This window comes from Allobosea sp. GW821-FHT09G06 (assembly GCF_059416005.1).
The window spans coordinates 1-14,898 of sequence record NZ_JBWKOI010000003.1; the positions used below are offsets into that span (position 1 = coordinate 1).

Consider the following 14,898-nt stretch of genomic DNA (forward strand, 5'->3'; position numbering starts at 1 on the left):
ATCTCAAATGTCAGCGGGATTGCGTCAGACCCAACATTGGACGCCGATCGGGGGGCAACTTTGCGCGCCGTTTGACACGAGAATGGCCTTCGCGCCAATATGGACGAGGTCGCAACGCTAGCGCACCAGATGATCGCCATCATCAGACGAGGCGCGCTACGGCCTGATCCTCAAACCGGATGGCTCACCTCCGCCCCAGCCCCTGCGAGCGGCGGGGTGGACAGCGCTATAGCCACGATCTGGACGGCGGCCATGGCCGTGGCCTGCAACACCGTCATCATGCGCCAGAACGATCTGAACGACGACGATGGCCCGGTTGATGTCCTGAATGAGCAGGGCGCCATCATCGCGGCGCTGAAGAAGTGGCTACAGCCCGACAGCGTCTATCTCGAAGGCGTGCGGGAGTTGCTTCACCCGGCCGACCTCGCCTCCCTCTCCCCGGCCGCGACGCCCGTGTATGAGGCTGAACCGGAGCGTGTCCTTCTGGATGGCGGGTGGCGCACCAAGCACGATGACCTGTTGCGTGCGAACGGCATCCTGCAGTCACAGCTTCGGGAATGCCAAGAGGCTCGCCGGAAAGCCATGGGCGGGGATGTTGACGAGATTGCGCGATGGAAGCGCGATAGCGAGTTGCTGAGCGCGATCCAAGATGAGTGCTGGGATGTGCGCTTCACGAACAGCCCAAACGCAGATGCGGGCGATTACAACATCAACATCGAGATCGTGGGTCACTTCATGGCCGATCCGCAAGAGCGGGTCGTGGGCGAAAACTACAACGAGAACCTTCGCGCCGCTTTAGAGCAGGCCATGACGGCGGGGCCTTACCCGCCAGCGCGACCGATCTACGATGAGCCCGAAGAGCCCGAAGACGCCGCCCTGTCTCAGGCCACCTCTGCCGGGAGGGACGCCTCCCTCGTCACCAACGCGGAGGCGGGCGCCTGATGGATGACCCGCTCAACAACAATCAGCTGAAATCCATCGTCGAGCGCGTCGAGCGCCTGATCGAAGAGCGCAAGACGATCAACGACGACATCAAAGAGGTCTACGCCGAGGCCAAGGGCAACGGCTACGACACCAAGATTCTCCGCAAAGTCGTCGCCCTTCGCGCCCGCGATCTCGACGAGCGCAAGGAAGAGGAAGCGATCCTCGATCTTTATCTCCAAGCAGTGGGAGAGGTCGCATGACCGACGCCGTCAATCATCCCCAGCACTACACCGAGCATCCGTCCGGCGTGGAGTGCATCACGGTCGTCGAGCACATGGGCTTCAACCTCGGCAACGCCGTCAAATACATCTGGCGCGCCGGTCTGAAGTCGCCAGATGCCGTCGAAGATCTACGCAAGGCTCGCTGGTACTCGACCGCGAGATCGGCCGGATCACCTCCGAAAGCGGGAAAGGGAAAGCTCATGCCGGCGATCACGTTTAAGCTTGAGCTGCCGACGTGGCAGCGCCTGTCCATGCGCTTGCGGATGACGCGTCGCCGCCGCGACCACCGCTCGCGGAATGCGGACAAGCTACGCGCCATCGCGACGCTGGAGCGGGGACTTAGCGGCGAGAATGTCTCGATCCGGGAGACTTTCACGGCCATTGATACGCTTCTTGGTTATTACCGTTCCGCTCGCTGCAGCGAGGATTGCCTTGTCGGCCAGCGCGCCCTGGCGCTCGATCGGCAAGAGATGCACGAGGCATTGGCGCGCGCTCGTCTGGGTCAGATGGAGGATTGCGCCATCCATCTGGGCAGAGGCCTGCCCCCCGAATTTCGAGGAATCGCCGACGCGCTGGAACGCCATCTGGAGCGCAGCCGGTGAAGCTCGTCATCGAACGCACCGACCTGCTCAAGGCCGTCGACCCGGCCGCGAAGGTGATCCAGCGCCGAAACACCATCCCCATCCTGAACAACATCAGGATCGCGGCTGAGGGTTCGCAGATCACCGTCACCGCGACCGATCTTGAAATCGAGATCCGCACGATGGCGCCGGCCGGCGTCGACGTCGCGGGCGCTATCACCGTCCCTGCCGATCATCTGCTCGATCTCATCCGCCGCATGCCGGACGGCAGCCAGATCAGTTTCGAGCTTGAGCCCGATACGCGGCTCAGCATGCGCTGCGGCCGGTCGCATACCCGCCTGCCGACGCTGCCGGCGAGCGACTATCCCGATATCGCGCCGGGCGAGATGACGCATCGCTTCGATATCGCCGGCGACGACTTGACCACGCTACTGCGCGATACCGTCTTCGCCGCATCGAACGAGCCGACGCTCGCTCGCATCTGCGGCGTGCACTGGCACCAGGTCGAGGAGGAGGGCGGCCCCAGGCTCGCCGCCGTCGCGACCGATGGCAGCCGCATGCTCGCGCGGCGCGTCCTGTCCTTGCCGGAAGGCGCGGCAGGCCTGCCGTCCATCACGATCCCGACCAAGACGGTGAGCGAGATCACCCGCCTCGTCGACAAGAACAAGGGCGAGATCGCCATAGCGCTCTGCGCCAGCAAGATCCGCGTCATCATCGGCGAAACGGTCCTCACCTCCAACCTGATCGCCGAGGGCTTCGTCGATTACGCCCGGGTCGTCCCGAAGAATGCGACGAACAAGATCACCGTCGAGTCCTCGCCGTTTCTGGCGGCGGTCGAGCGCGTCAACATCATCGCTGATCGCGAGAACATCCGCTCGACCGCCTTCGCCTTCGAGGAGCGCAAGCTGACGCTCACCATGGCCAACCGCGCCTCGGCCGATCTGCGCGAGGAGGTACCGTGCGACTTCGAGGGCGAGCCTTTCACCATCGGTTACGACCATCGCCTTCTGGCCAAGCTGCTCGGCGTCATCGGCGGCGACACGGTCCTGATGCAGATCGGCGACGGCGATATCGCCAACACCATCTTCAGCACGCGCGCCAACAGCGATCTCTTCGTGCTGCTCGCCAAGATGCAGGTGAAGTGATGGCGGAAACCATGGACAACATGGAGCTGCAGGCGCTCATCGCGGCCGTCGACCGTGGCGAGAGTAGCTATGCCTGGGGAGTTGATCGTCGCGGCGTGATGGTCACCCCGCGCCTCATCGAGACCTTGCACGCTCGCATCGTCGCAACCCGCAAATTCGTCTTTTGGGAGCATGTGCGGCTGATCAATCGGCCGTCATGGCGTGGTCGGATTGTCGGATTCTATCGCACACCCGCCGTCCAATACGGGTATTGCGTGCAGGGCGACCGCGGGCATGGCGAGGTCCGGACCTATCCGGAAGGCAGGCTGGAGCTAGTCGACGAATGATGCTCGGAGGAGAGCGTTTTCGCCCCTCGTGGCACGGGCTTGAACCCGGCGACCCGTGGACCTTCATCACAGGCATTCCGATCCGCCAAGGCGTCAACGGTCACGCGTCCCGCATCGGTTCGACGATTGAATGGCTACCCGACGATGGCGCGCCGCTCTTGTTTCGGGTCGACGATATCGCCGTCGTCGATCAGCGTGTTGGGTTGCTCGCCTACAGCTGCACGCATATCCAGCAGCCGCCGGCGTTTCGAGAGGCGACCTGATCATGCCTCAGGTCGAGACCCGCCCCAGGCGCGCCGATGTTCTGCCGATCTCGCTGCCACCCCGTGGGCTCAACCGTGTTGAGTCGGCCGCCTATATCGGGGTCTCGACCACGAAGTTTGACGAGATGGTCGCCGATCACCGCATGCCTCGCGCCAAGCGCATCGACGGCCGGGTTGTATGGGACCGTAAGAAACTCGATGCGGCCTTCGACCAGTTGCCCGATGATGAGCCCGCAGGCGACGCCAACGACGAATGGGGCGTCGCGGTCTGATGGGGGCAGCGGTGCTCGTCGAGCTGAAGCACGTCTACGAGGATTGGGATCGCCACGGCAACGCGCGCTATTATTTCTGGCGCGGCCGGGGGCATCGCAAGATCCGCATCCGCGAGCAGCCCGGCACCAAGGCCTTCCGCGACGCCTATGATATCGCTGCAGCCAGCGACACGACCAAAGAGACGCAGACACCTCAACAGGCCGCCGGCCATGCTGAGCACTCGACGATCGTCCTGCCCAAGCCCGGCACCTATCGCTGGATGTGCGCTCGCTACATGGCCGAGTGCGCCGAGTACCTGCAGCTCGGCGATCGCACGCGGCATGTCCGCCGGCAGCTGCTTGAGCACACTTGGGCCGAGCCGCTGAAGCCCGGATCGTCGAAGACTTTCGCCGACATGCCGCTAGAGCGTTTCGATCTCGCCGCGGCCTATGTGCTGAGGGACCGTAAGGCGCTCTTGCCCGAAGCGGCGAACGGCCGGATCAAGGCGCTGCGCCAGGTCTTCGCTTGGGCAACGCAGCCGAACGTCGCTCTGGCCAAGCACAATATCGCCCGCGACGTCCCTTACTTCAAAGGCAAGGGCGAGGGCTTCCATACGTGGACGATCGACGAGGTGCGCCAGTTCGCCAAGCGCCACCCGATCGGGACCAAGCCACACCTGGCGCTCGGCCTGCTCCTCTTCACGGGCGTGCGCCGATCCGACGTCGTCAAGCTCGGCCGGCAGATGCGCCGGGAAGGCTGGCTGCATTTCACCGAATTCAAGGGCCGGGAGCGCCAGCCGAAGGTCCGGCAATTGCCGCTTCTTCCCGTGCTCGATCGAATCATCGCCGCGTCCGCGCTCGGCAACATGACCTTCCTTGTCACCGAGTTCGACCGGCCGTTCACCGCCGAGGGCTTCGGCAACTGGTTTCGCGAGCGCTGTATCGAAGCCGGCGTTCCCGGGCGCGCCCATGGCTTACGCAAGGCAGGCGCGACCATCGCGGCCGAGAACGGCGCGACCGAGCATATGCTCATGTCCATCTATGGGTGGGAGAGCCCCAAGCAGGCGGCCCTCTATACGAAAAAGGCCCGTCGCAAGAAGCTTGCGCAGGCCGGCATGCGATATCTCGATTTAGGGGATCTCGACGGGATCGAAGACCTCGACATCGAGGACGGCGAGGGCGCCGACGAGGACGAAGCCTGAACGGACGTTTCCCACTTTTCCGGGGCGGTGGTGCCCGGTGAGAAAAATCAGGCGAAAAAGCTAAGCAAAATCAACGGATCGGGAAAGGAATGGTGCCCAGGGACGGAGTCGAACCGCCGACACTGCGATTTTCAGTCGCATGCTCTACCAACTGAGCTACCTGGGCGAACCGGGAGCGGCGCGAGGCCGTCCGTGTTGGTGGGGGCGATATAGAGGCAGGCGCTCGGCCTGTCCAGTCACTTCAGCCGGCTTTCTTCATCGCGGCGTCAACTGGCTCCGAACCTGTGGATTGAGGCATCGTCAACCTGGCAGCGTGCGAAAGCGCTTCAGGACGCTGCCGCCTGCCGCGACTCGCTGTGTCCGAGCACGGCGGCCAGGCGATCGATGGCCGTGAGCGCCGCATGGCGCGCGCGTTCCGATTCGGCGATCGCCGCCTGGCTGTAGAGCAGCCTGGCGAAACCGATCACGTTGTTCATCACCTGGAACGAGGCCTCATGCAGCTCGCTCGATGCCCGCAGCACATCGTGGAGGCGCGCGACATGGATTTCCGCGCTTTCCTGCAGGGCCTTGGCGTTGAGAACGCCGGCCTTGAGCACGTCGACGCGCAGCGTCTCGATGTCGCGTGCGAGCAGGTCCTGGATACAGTCAGCCATCGCCGCTCCTTTCAAAGGAGGTTGCCCCGGTCAGCCAGAGATCAGATTACCATCGAAGCGTACGGACGGCAGCGGAAAGCCTGACCTTTGGTTAGTCGCTTCTTTCCAGGATCGGGACGGCGCGCAAAAGCCCGCTTGATTCTTCGAAGCCTGCGCGATGACACCGCCCGCTACGCGAAACATGGCGTTGACGCCGCCGGTCGATGCGGAAACGATGGGGCATGCTTGCTGCTGCGGCTCCCGCGTGCCGGGGTCCATTTCGGCCGGGACGATGGCATGAACGCATTTGCGTGAGCGCTCCCGTTTTGCCGCAGAGCTGCCAGGTCCTGATCTCCCGGAGTTTCCAACGATGAACCAGACGAGTCCGCTCGCGGCGGAGGCGGATGCGCCGCTGCGTCTCACCAGCCTGGCCCATGGCGGCGGCTGCGGCTGCAAGCTGGCGCCCGCCGTGCTCCAGCAATTGCTCTCCGGGCATCCGGCCGCCGGCCCTTACGCTCAGCTTCTCGTCGGCACCGAGACCGGTGACGATGCCGCCGTCTGGCAGGTCGATGACGAAACCTGCATCGTCGCGACCACCGATTTCTTCATGCCGGTCGTCGACGATCCCCACGATTTCGGCCGCATCGCCGCGACCAACGCGATCTCCGACGTTTATGCGATGGGCGGCAAGCCGATCATGGCGCTCGCGATCCTTGGTATGCCGCTCGACAAATTGCCGATCGAGGTGACGCGAGAAATCCTGAAAGGCGGCGCCTCGATCTGCGCCGAGGCCGGCATTCCGGTCGCAGGCGGCCATTCGATCGACGCGCCCGAGCCGATTTATGGGCTCGCGGTCATCGGCCTGCTCAAGCCCGCGAACCTGCGCCGCAATAGCGGCGCAAAGCCCGGCGACGCGCTGATCCTGACCAAGGGGCTGGGCGTCGGCATCTATTCGGCCGCCTTCAAAAAGGGCGAGCTCTCCGCTGCGGCCTATGACGAGATGATCGCCTCGACGACGCTGCTCAACCGGATCGGGGCCGAGCTGGCGCAGGACGATGCCGTTCATGCGGTCACCGACGTCACCGGCTTCGGCATTCTCGGCCACGGCCTCGAAATGGCGCGCGGCTCGGAGGTCACGCTGAAGCTCCGGCTCGCTGACCTGCCGTTCCTGTCGCAGGCGGAACGCCTGGCGCAGGAGGGCAGGGTAACCGGCGCCTCCCATCGCAACTGGGCGAGTTATGGCGAGGGCGCTGTCCTGCCGGCCGGCTTGCCGGACTGGCAGCGCCATCTGCTGACCGATCCGCAAACCTCGGGTGGCCTGCTGATCTCCTGTGCGGCGGGGCGGGCCGAGGCCGTGCTGGCGCAGATCAAGGCTGCCGGCTATCCGGCGGCGCGGATCATCGGTTCCGTCGAGGCCGGGCCGGCGCAGGTCGTGGTGAGCTGAGACGCGTCACCGCGTCTCCTGCACCTCAAGGTTCCGGCCCCAGACGTCGAAGAAGGCGCCCTTGTTGAGGGTGAGCCGGTCCTCGCGCAGCGCCGCTTCGAGCTCGCGCAGCCGGTTGCGTGCGGTCGCATCCGGCACGAGCCCGCCATCGTCGTCGCGGGTCGGGAAGAAGGCGGCGCCGTCCCAGTTGACGCCGGCACCGCGCAGCATCAGCACGATGTCGCCCCAGTCGATCTCGTTGCCGACGACATGGACGAAGGTCGAGCGCAGCGGTTCGACCTTGGGCTCGGCGATCTTCACCAGCACGATCAGCGCCGTGAACGGGCCCTTGCGGAAGAGCTTGCCGAGCCAGCGGTCGAAATCGGTTCCCAGCCCCCTAGAAGTCGACACGCGGCGTCTCGGGCATGTAGCGGTCGAACAGGGCGTAGAAATCGCTGCCGGTCTCGGCGCTGTACCAGTCCTCGAAGGCGGCGAGGGCCTCCTGCACGGTGTCCGGGCTGTCGCGGTCGTCGGCCATGGCGGCCTGCAAGGCTTCGAGGACGGGCGTCAGCTGCGTCAGGACGAGGTCCTGCCGTGGCCCGATCTCGTCCCAGCCCAGCGATTGCGCCACGGTGAGCCGTGCGCGAGCGACTGCCTCGCCGGGGTCCTCGGCTGCCGCGAGGGTCGTGCTCGCATGGCGCAGCAAGTTGAGGCGCCGGAAAGCCCGGCTGCGGGCCTGCGCGAGCGCATCGATGCGCCCTGCGGCCTCACGGCGATAGGCGTCCTCGGTCGCGCGCGCGTCTTCCGCCGCCTGCTCGAAGCGGGCGATCAGGTCGAAGGCGGCGGTTTCGGCGTCCGTCATGCGCCCCTCAGTGAACTGGCGGAAGAGAATGGGAGTCGAACCCACCAGAGACCGTCTGACGGCCCCTCCCGGATTTGAAGTCCGGACGCCCCACCGGGGACGCTTCTCCTCCATCGCTCAAGCCGGGCGGGGGACCGAACAGGTCGAGCCGCCGCCGGTTGATGCGTCTCAGGTCGCCGCGGCGGATGGTGACGCCATGGCGATCGAAGAACTCGAGAATCTGGATAGCGACCTTTCGGCCGTTGTCGAGCCTGTCGCGGAACTGGGCCGCATTGAAGCCGGCCGGATGCAGCCCCGCAAGCTCGGCCGATAGGCCGACCATCTCGGCGAGCGTGTCGCGCAGGAAGAAATGGTCGAGCGCGACCTCATGGACATCGCCGCGCCGGCCAGTGAGCCGCAGCAGGCGCCGAATCTCCTCCTCGGGCCGCCCGAGCAGATGGCCGATATCGCGCACGCGGGGCGGACGGAAGCGCTCGCTATCGGCAATCAGCGGCGAGACCTTCTTCCAGAGCGCTTCGTCCTCCGGCAGGAGCCGGGCTTCATGGCCGGGCCGCCTCAGCCATGAGCCGGCGGGCACCAGCACGCCGTCATCCTCGAACCGGACGAGCGCCTGCCGGAACAGCGGCGCCGGCCAGCGCGGCGCGATGGCGAAGCGCAACCGCGCCAGCCCGATGCCCGGCAGGTCCGGATGCTCGGCATGGAAGGTGTCGAGCCTTTCGGTCGCGGCCTGCGCCAGTGCCTGCCAATGCGCGGTGAGCAGCGCGAGCGGGCCGATCCTGACGAGGCCGAGCCGGGTCGTGAGATCTCCCGCCGCACCGGGGCCAAGCGCGCGGTCGCGCACGAAGCCGTCGAGATCGGCATGGTGAGGCGGTGCCGAGAGCAGGGCCTGCAGCGCTTCCGCAGGATCGGGCCGGCGGAGCGCGGCGAGCTGGGCCAGCCGCTCCGGGCTGCGGCGCCGGCGTTCCGGCGCGCGCAGGTCGAGGAAGCGCCCGCCGCCGATCGTGCGCGAGGCGCTGGCATCGCGCAGCACGAAACGGTCGAGGGCCGCGGCGGCGAGCGGCTCGTCGAGCACGAGCTGGATCAGGCCATCTGTGCCGGCTGCCACTTCATCGCCGAGCAGTACAACGCGCCCGCCGATCTCGGACGCGGCATGGTGCAGTCGCACAGGCTGCCACATCGTCAGCGCTTTTTCGCCCGGCAGCAGTGAAACCTCGGCGTCGATCCGCGTCGTGGGAGCATGAAGGGCGGGTGTCACCACCATGTCGCCGTGCCGGATGGCGTCCTTTGTGATACCGGGGCCGCTGAGGTTGAGCGCGCAGCGCTCGCCGGCCATGCCGCGCTCGGCGGGGCGGTTTTGCGCATGGATCGAGCGCACGCGCGCCGGTAGGCCGCCGGGTGAGACGATGACGCTCTCGCCGATCGCCACGCTGCCGGACAGGACCGTTCCCGTCACCACCGTCCCGGCGCCCTGCAAGGTGAAGCAGCGATCGACTGCAAGCCTGAAGGCGCCGTCGCCTTGCCGCGCCTGGCTTTCGTGAGCCCGCGCCGCGAGCAATGCAGCCAACTCTGGTAAGCCTGCCCCGGTTAGCGTCGAGACCGGCAGCATCGGCGCCCCGGCGAAGGGGCCTGACATCAGCAGCGCCGCGATCTCGCCCTCGACCGCCTCGATCCGCTCCGCATCGACCAGATCGGCCTTGGTGATCGCGACGACGGCCTCGCCGATGCCGAGCAGGCGGGCGATGGCGACATGCTCGCGCGTCTGCGGCATCACGCCGTCATCGGCGGCGACGACGAGCAGCATGAGGTCTATGCCGGCGGCGCCGGCCAGCATCGTGTGGACGAATTTCTCATGGCCGGGCACGTCGATGAAGCCGACGACCGAGCCGTCGGCCTGCGGCCAATAGGCGAAGCCGAGCGCGATCGAGATGCCGCGCGCCTTCTCCTCCTTCAATCGGTCGGTATCGACGCCGGTCAATCGCCGGACCAGCGAGGTCTTGCCATGGTCGATATGGCCGGCGGTGCCGATGATCATGGCGTCGTCTCTGTGGGAGAGACGGCTGCGCGCGCGGCCTTGATGAAGGGCGCGGCGAGCGGGCTGCCCTTGCCTTCGGCCGAGAGCAGCAAGGCAAGCGCCCGTTCGGCATCCGGTGACACGCCCTGGCCGAGCAAGGTCGCGGCGCCGAGCATGGCCTCGGAATCCGGGTCGCCGGCCGCCATGCCGCGCTGCCACCATTGTGTGGCCGCCTTGGCGTCGCGATCCACGCCGAGCGCATCGTGATGCATCATCCCGAGCCGGGTCATGCTGGTGGCGATGCCGGCCTCCGCCGCGGCCTGTGCCCAGCGCAGGGCCTCGGCGCGGTCGGCAGGGTCTCCGCCTTCCAGCAGCATCCAGGAGAGCATGTCCTGCGCCGGGGCGTCGCCCTGCTCGGCGGCGAGCCGATAGAGCCGCATCGCCTCGGCATCGCTCTGCTCGACGCTTTCGCCCTTGAAATGCAGGGCCGCGAGATTGCGCCGCCCGACCGGGTCGCCGCCTTCCGCCGACAGGTTCAGCCAGCGCAGAGCCAGGGCCGGATCGCGCGCGACGCCGAGCCCCTCGGCGAAACAGGCGCCGATATTGTTCTGCGCCCGTCCGATGCCGGCATGGGCGAGTGGTCCCCAGAGCGCGAGCGCGGCCGCGTGGTCGCCGCGTTCGACGGCCACCGCGGCGGCGGCCATCTTGGCGGCGACATCGTCATCGGCGGCTTCGTTCCGGCCGAAAAGGCGCTCAAGCCAGCGCATCGGGCGATCCGGATTTCAGGGCGTCGAGCTGGCCCGCGAACAGTGCCTCGTCCTCCAGGCAGCGCAGGTCGAAGATCAGTGCGCCCTGTGCGATCCGCCCGATCACCGGTACCGGCACGGCGCGGAAGGTAGCCGCCAGCTTCTCGACGGCGGAGCCGGCCGCCTTGCCCGCCGGGCGCAATGCAAGTCCAGCGCTCGGCAGCGTCTCCAGCGGCAGCGCGCCGGAGCCGATCTGGCTGGCGCAGTCGATGATCTCGACAACCCAGCCCGGGCCGACCGCCGCTGTGACCTTCGGCTGAAGGCGTTCCGCCAACGCGCGCAGGTCTGCGGCCGTCCGCGTGAACAGCCTGAGCGTCGGCAGGCGCTGCGCCAATCGATCGGGATCGCGATAGAGCCGGAGCGTGGCTTCCAGCGCCGCGAGCCGGAGCTTGTCGAGGCGCAAGGCTCGTTTCAGCGGATTCTTGGCGAGTTTCGCGATCAAATCCTTGCGCCCGGCGACGATGCCGGCCTGCGGGCCGCCGAGCAATTTGTCGCCGGAGAAGGTGACGAGATCGGCGCCGCCTTTCAGGGCATCCTGGACGGTCTTCTCCTTGCGCAGGCCCCAGCGCGAGAGATCGATCAGCGTGCCCGAGCCGAGATCGTCGACGAATGGCAGGTCGTGCTGGCGCGCGAGCTTGGCGAGCTCCGTCGGCTCGACCTCGGCGGTGAAGCCCTGCACCACGTAATTCGAGGTGTGGACCTTCATCAGCAGGCCGGTCTCGGGGCCAATCGCCTCGGCATAGTCCTTGAGATGCGTGCGGTTGGTCGTGCCGACCTCGCGCAAGGTCGCGCCGGCGCGCGCCATGATGTCCGGCATGCGGAACGCGCCGCCGATCTCGATCAACTCGCCGCGCGAGACGATGGCCTCGCGCCCCCTGGCGAGCGTGTTGAGCACGAGCAGCACGGCCGAGGCGTTGTTGTTGACGAGGATCGCGTCCTCGGCCCCGGTCAGTTCGCGGACGAGATCGCGGACATGCGCGTCGCGCTCGCCGCGCTGTCCCGCCTCGACTACATATTCGAGATTGGTCGGCGCCCGCATCGCCGCGACCACGGCCTCGATCGCCTCCTCGGCCAGCAGCGCACGGCCGAGATTGGTGTGCAGCACCGTGCCGGTGAGGTTGATCACCGGGCGCTGCGAGGGCCGTTCGCGCTCTTCGAGCCGGTCCAGCGCCATGCGGCCGACCTGCTCGACCGAGGCGGCTGCCGGTTGGCCATCGGTGCGCAAGCGCTCGACCGCCTGCCGGATCGCATCGGTCGCGGCCGCCCGTCCATGGCGCGCGATGGCGAGTTCGCCATTGGCGCTGCGCAGCACCGTATCGACCGATGGCGGGCGGAAGCGTTCGGGCTTGTTCATCAGGCTCCCTCCGGGAGACGCTTGATCGATAATCCGTTGACTGCCCCAGCCCGAACCACCGCCGTCATTCCGGGGCGGCCCGAAGGGCCGAGCCCGGAACCCATGAACACCGGACGAACCGAATAGAGCCTCCCCTTCGAGCCCGGCCTTCCAGAGCGGTGTTCATGGGTTCCGGGCTCATCGCTGCGCGATGCCCCGGAATGACGGCGGTGTTCCGCGCAAGATCATGTCCACGGCGATTCTCTCAGTATCCGAGCAGGAATGGGTTCACCCCCGCGCGCCGCCAGCCGGCTTCCGTCACCAAGAGGTCGAGCCCGAGGCTCGCGACATCGTCGGCCACGGCCTCCAGCTCGGGCGCCTTGCGCCGGTTCAGGATCTTCACATAGGTCCGGCACTCGTCGCAGGTCTCGGCCTTGATCGTGTCGGCGATCCCTTCGATCTCCTGATAGGCGATGCCCTTGGTCGAGCCGCAGGAGACGCATTTGACCCGGACATGGTTCCACTGCGCCGCGCAGAGCGAGCACTGGACATAGCGCACGCCCTCGACATGGAGGTCGGCGACCACCGCGCTCGCGACCGGCGGCCCGCCGCAGCACGGGCAGACGCCATCGGCGACCGGCTGGGGCAGGGCGGGATCGAGCAGGGCGCTGCGCCCCGCCGCGACGACCTGCAGGGCGGCGGCGGCGAAGATATGCTCGGCCACGGCCTCGACCGGCACCGCATCGGCCAGCACGGCGGCGAACATCGCCCGCCTTGCTTCCGGTTCCGCCGCGGCGGCCCGCGCAAGGGCCTCGCGAGCCAGATCCGGCATGGCGACATCGGCCAGCAGTTCCGCGAGCCGGTCGAAGGCCTCGGAAACGGCGGGATCGGTCGCAAGCTCTTCGCGCGGCAGCAGCGGCATGGCATTGCCGGCGCGCATCCTGAGGTCGCCGGGGGAGGGCATGTCGGGGGCGCCGATCGCTGCCGACAGCGTCGCCTGCGCCTCGCTCACTCCGCCAAGAAAACGGAGATAGGCTTCGAGCTGATGGCCCGACGCGAGCGCGGCAAACCGCGCCGCCCGCCGGTCGAACAGCGTCGCGGGTTCGGGCAGGCGCACGAAAGGCGGCTTGTCGCGTTCGGCAATGCCGACCTCTTCGAGGGCGGCGTAGCCCGGATCGTCACTCATTTGGCATCCTCTCGAACCGCACGGGTCACGGGAGGCGGCGTGGCCTTGGACCGCGCCGCAGGCGAATTCATTCGGCCGGGCCGGGGCTGTGGCGGCGCGGCGGCGTCTGGCGCTCGTCGATCACGCCCTCGCGCGCTTCCTGCCGCAGCCAGAGCCGGTGGTGGCGGAAGGCCCAGCCGCCCGTCACCTTGCCCTCGGTCATGGCGCTGATCGTGCCACGGACATAGAAGCCGGCATAGATATGGACGATGACGACGAGCAGCATGGCGACCGCCGCCAGCGCATGCACGATATGGCCGAGGCGCTGCTGATCGATGGTGAAGCTCGCGCCGAAATACTCGTACCAGATCATGATGCCCGTCCCGAACAGGACGAGGATCAGCAGCGTCATCAGCCAGAAGACGATCTTCTGCGCGCCGTTATACTTGCCGATCTCGGGCAGGTTCTCCTCGCGGCCCGACATCACCTCGCCGATATGGCCCATCCACTTTGTGTCGGCCTTCGTCCAGAAATTGTACTTGACCATCTGGACGAACAGGATCGCGAAGCTCGCGAGCAGGACGACGCCGAGCCAGGGATGCAGTGCCCGCGTATTGGAGCCGCCGCCGAACAGGCTCGACAGGAAGAACAGCGACGGGTGGAACAGCGCGGCCCCGCTCAGCGTGAGCAGGATCAGCGAGATCGCGGTGACCCAGTGATTGACGCGCACGCGGCCGGGATAGCGGTCGACGGTCGTGCGCTCCTCTTCACGCCTGACGGCCACGGGATGCCTCCTCGTCGATCAGATGCTCGGCCTCGCGATCCTCCGCGCGGCTGACATCGTTGCGTCGCGCCACCGTCGCATGGACGAAGGCGAAGGCGGCGGCAAAGCCCACGACCGCCATGCCGGCATATTTGGTCAGCCCCTTCCAGAGCTCGACGACCTGGCTGATCCGCGGATTGTTCGGCAGGTTGGCATAGAGCTGCGGCTTGTCGGCGTGATGCAGGACATACATCACATGCGTGCCGCCGACGCCGGGCGGGTCGTAGATCCCGGCATTCTTGAAGCCGCGCGACTTCAGGTCGGTGATGCGGCCCTGGGCATGGTCGAGCATGGCCTGCTTGGTGCCGAACACGATCGCGCCGGTCGGGCAAGCCTTGGCGCAGGCCGGCGCCTGGCCGACCGAGACCCGGTCCGAGCAGAGCGTGCATTTATAGGCCTTGTGGTCGGCCTTGCTGATGCGCGGGATGTTGAACGGGCAGCCCTTCACGCAGTAGCCGCAGCCGATGCAGTTCTCCGAGACGAAGTCGACGATGCCGTTATTATACTGCACGATCGCGCCGGGCGAGGGGCAGGCCTTGAGGCAGCCCGGATCGGCGCAGTGCATGCAGCCATCCTTGCGGATCAGCCATTCGAGATTGCCGCTGTCCGGGTTCTCCCATTCGGTGAACCGCATCAGCGTCCAGGTGTTTTCGGTCAGGTCGTGCGGGTTGTCGTAGACGCCCCGGTTGATCCCGACTTCCTCACGCAGGTTGTTCCACTCGAGGCAGGCCGCCTGGCATGCCTTGCAGCCGATGCATTTGGAGACGTCGATGAGCTTCGCCACCTCGAAGTCGTGGCGGACATCCGGCGGCCTGAAGGTGGTCGCCGAGATGCGGGCGAAGTCCTGACTTTGCAATCCTGCCATTGGAC

At 66.9% G+C, this 14,898-nt stretch carries 17 protein-coding genes, 2 tRNA genes and 1 pseudogene; 9 read left to right on the forward strand and 11 right to left on the reverse strand.

From position 1 onward, the window contains the following. Positions 1 to 252 precede the first annotated feature (252 nt). Genes AC07NY_RS16220 through AC07NY_RS16255 form a run of 8 tightly spaced genes read left to right on the forward strand, consistent with a single transcriptional unit; the run spans position 253 to position 4,973 of the window. Complete coding sequence (locus tag AC07NY_RS16220; RefSeq protein ID WP_494584697.1) at positions 253 to 942, forward strand: hypothetical protein; 690 nt, start codon at positions 253 to 255, stop codon at positions 940 to 942. After that, the gene (locus tag AC07NY_RS16225; protein ID WP_494584698.1) at positions 942 to 1,184 is read left to right on the forward strand and encodes a DUF2312 domain-containing protein; all 243 of its coding nucleotides are present in this window, start codon (positions 942 to 944) and stop codon (positions 1,182 to 1,184) included. The genes AC07NY_RS16220 and AC07NY_RS16225 overlap by 1 nt, the downstream gene beginning before the upstream one ends. Continuing rightward, positions 1,181 to 1,807, forward strand: a complete 627-nt coding sequence (locus tag AC07NY_RS16230) for a DUF3310 domain-containing protein (protein WP_494584699.1) — start codon at positions 1,181 to 1,183, stop codon at positions 1,805 to 1,807. The genes AC07NY_RS16225 and AC07NY_RS16230 overlap by 4 nt, the downstream gene beginning before the upstream one ends. Beyond that, a complete protein-coding gene (dnaN, locus tag AC07NY_RS16235; RefSeq protein ID WP_494584700.1) occupies positions 1,804 to 2,931 on the forward strand; it encodes a DNA polymerase III subunit beta in 1,128 nt (375 codons plus the stop codon). Before AC07NY_RS16230 ends, dnaN begins: the two co-directional genes overlap by 4 nt. Next, complete coding sequence (locus AC07NY_RS16240; protein WP_494584701.1) at positions 2,931 to 3,257, forward strand: hypothetical protein; 327 nt, start codon at positions 2,931 to 2,933, stop codon at positions 3,255 to 3,257. Before dnaN ends, AC07NY_RS16240 begins: the two co-directional genes overlap by 1 nt. Then, a complete protein-coding gene (locus tag AC07NY_RS16245) occupies positions 3,254 to 3,520 on the forward strand; it encodes a hypothetical protein (RefSeq protein ID WP_494584702.1) in 267 nt (88 codons plus the stop codon). Before AC07NY_RS16240 ends, AC07NY_RS16245 begins: the two co-directional genes overlap by 4 nt. Before the next feature lie 2 nt (positions 3,521 to 3,522). Then, positions 3,523 to 3,792, forward strand: coding sequence for a hypothetical protein (locus AC07NY_RS16250; protein WP_494584704.1), 270 nt, complete (start codon positions 3,523 to 3,525; stop codon positions 3,790 to 3,792). Next, positions 3,774 to 4,973 carry a tyrosine-type recombinase/integrase gene (locus tag AC07NY_RS16255; protein ID WP_494584705.1) on the forward strand — a complete coding sequence of 400 codons (1,200 nt, stop codon included), beginning with the start codon at positions 3,774 to 3,776 and terminating at the stop codon, positions 4,971 to 4,973. The genes AC07NY_RS16250 and AC07NY_RS16255 overlap by 19 nt, the downstream gene beginning before the upstream one ends. A 90-nt stretch (positions 4,974 to 5,063) precedes the next feature. On the opposite strand, the gene AC07NY_RS16260 is transcribed toward AC07NY_RS16255, so the two are convergent. Continuing rightward, positions 5,064 to 5,139, reverse strand: a tRNA-Phe gene (locus tag AC07NY_RS16260). Between the two features lie 160 nt (positions 5,140 to 5,299). Continuing rightward, entirely contained in the window at positions 5,300 to 5,626 is a 327-nt protein-coding gene (locus AC07NY_RS16265) for a hypothetical protein (protein WP_492283876.1), read from the reverse strand. A gap of 349 nt (positions 5,627 to 5,975) precedes the next feature. Here AC07NY_RS16265 and selD point away from each other — a divergent pair, with 349 nt between their 5' ends. Further along, the gene (selD, locus tag AC07NY_RS16270) at positions 5,976 to 7,049 is read left to right on the forward strand and encodes a selenide, water dikinase SelD (RefSeq protein ID WP_494584706.1); all 1,074 of its coding nucleotides are present in this window, start codon (positions 5,976 to 5,978) and stop codon (positions 7,047 to 7,049) included. Positions 7,050 to 7,055: 6 nt separating this feature from the next. On the opposite strand, the gene AC07NY_RS16275 is transcribed toward selD, so the two are convergent. The 9 genes and pseudogenes from AC07NY_RS16275 to fdxH all read right to left on the reverse strand — a co-directional run bounded on the left by AC07NY_RS16275 (position 7,056) and on the right by fdxH (position 14,893). Next, positions 7,056 to 7,439, reverse strand: coding sequence for a hypothetical protein (locus tag AC07NY_RS16275; protein WP_492283874.1), 384 nt, complete (start codon positions 7,437 to 7,439; stop codon positions 7,056 to 7,058). Continuing rightward, positions 7,426 to 7,890, reverse strand: coding sequence for a hypothetical protein (locus AC07NY_RS16280; RefSeq protein ID WP_494584707.1), 465 nt, complete (start codon positions 7,888 to 7,890; stop codon positions 7,426 to 7,428). The genes AC07NY_RS16275 and AC07NY_RS16280 overlap by 14 nt, the downstream gene beginning before the upstream one ends. A gap of 16 nt (positions 7,891 to 7,906) precedes the next feature. After that, positions 7,907 to 8,002, reverse strand: a tRNA-Sec gene (locus tag AC07NY_RS16285). Positions 8,003 to 8,107: 105 nt separating this feature from the next. Beyond that, a pseudogene (gene selB, locus AC07NY_RS16290) lies at positions 8,108 to 9,922 on the reverse strand (selenocysteine-specific translation elongation factor); the annotation flags it as partial. Next, a complete protein-coding gene (locus AC07NY_RS16295; protein ID WP_494584708.1) occupies positions 9,919 to 10,668 on the reverse strand; it encodes a tetratricopeptide repeat protein in 750 nt (249 codons plus the stop codon). The pseudogene selB and the gene AC07NY_RS16295, both read right to left, overlap by 4 nt. After that, positions 10,655 to 12,061: an L-seryl-tRNA(Sec) selenium transferase gene (gene selA / locus AC07NY_RS16300; RefSeq protein ID WP_494584709.1), complete on the reverse strand. Its 1,407-nt coding sequence runs from the start codon at positions 12,059 to 12,061 to the stop codon at positions 10,655 to 10,657. Before selA ends, AC07NY_RS16295 begins: the two co-directional genes overlap by 14 nt. Before the next feature lie 244 nt (positions 12,062 to 12,305). Further along, positions 12,306 to 13,226 carry a formate dehydrogenase accessory protein FdhE gene (fdhE, locus tag AC07NY_RS16305; RefSeq protein ID WP_494584710.1) on the reverse strand — a complete coding sequence of 307 codons (921 nt, stop codon included), beginning with the start codon at positions 13,224 to 13,226 and terminating at the stop codon, positions 12,306 to 12,308. Positions 13,227 to 13,293: 67 nt separating this feature from the next. Further along, a complete protein-coding gene (locus tag AC07NY_RS16310; protein ID WP_494584711.1) occupies positions 13,294 to 13,989 on the reverse strand; it encodes a formate dehydrogenase subunit gamma in 696 nt (231 codons plus the stop codon). Beyond that, positions 13,973 to 14,893, reverse strand: coding sequence for a formate dehydrogenase subunit beta (gene fdxH, locus AC07NY_RS16315; RefSeq protein ID WP_494584712.1), 921 nt, complete (start codon positions 14,891 to 14,893; stop codon positions 13,973 to 13,975). Before fdxH ends, AC07NY_RS16310 begins: the two co-directional genes overlap by 17 nt. Positions 14,894 to 14,898: the final 5 nt, after the last annotated feature.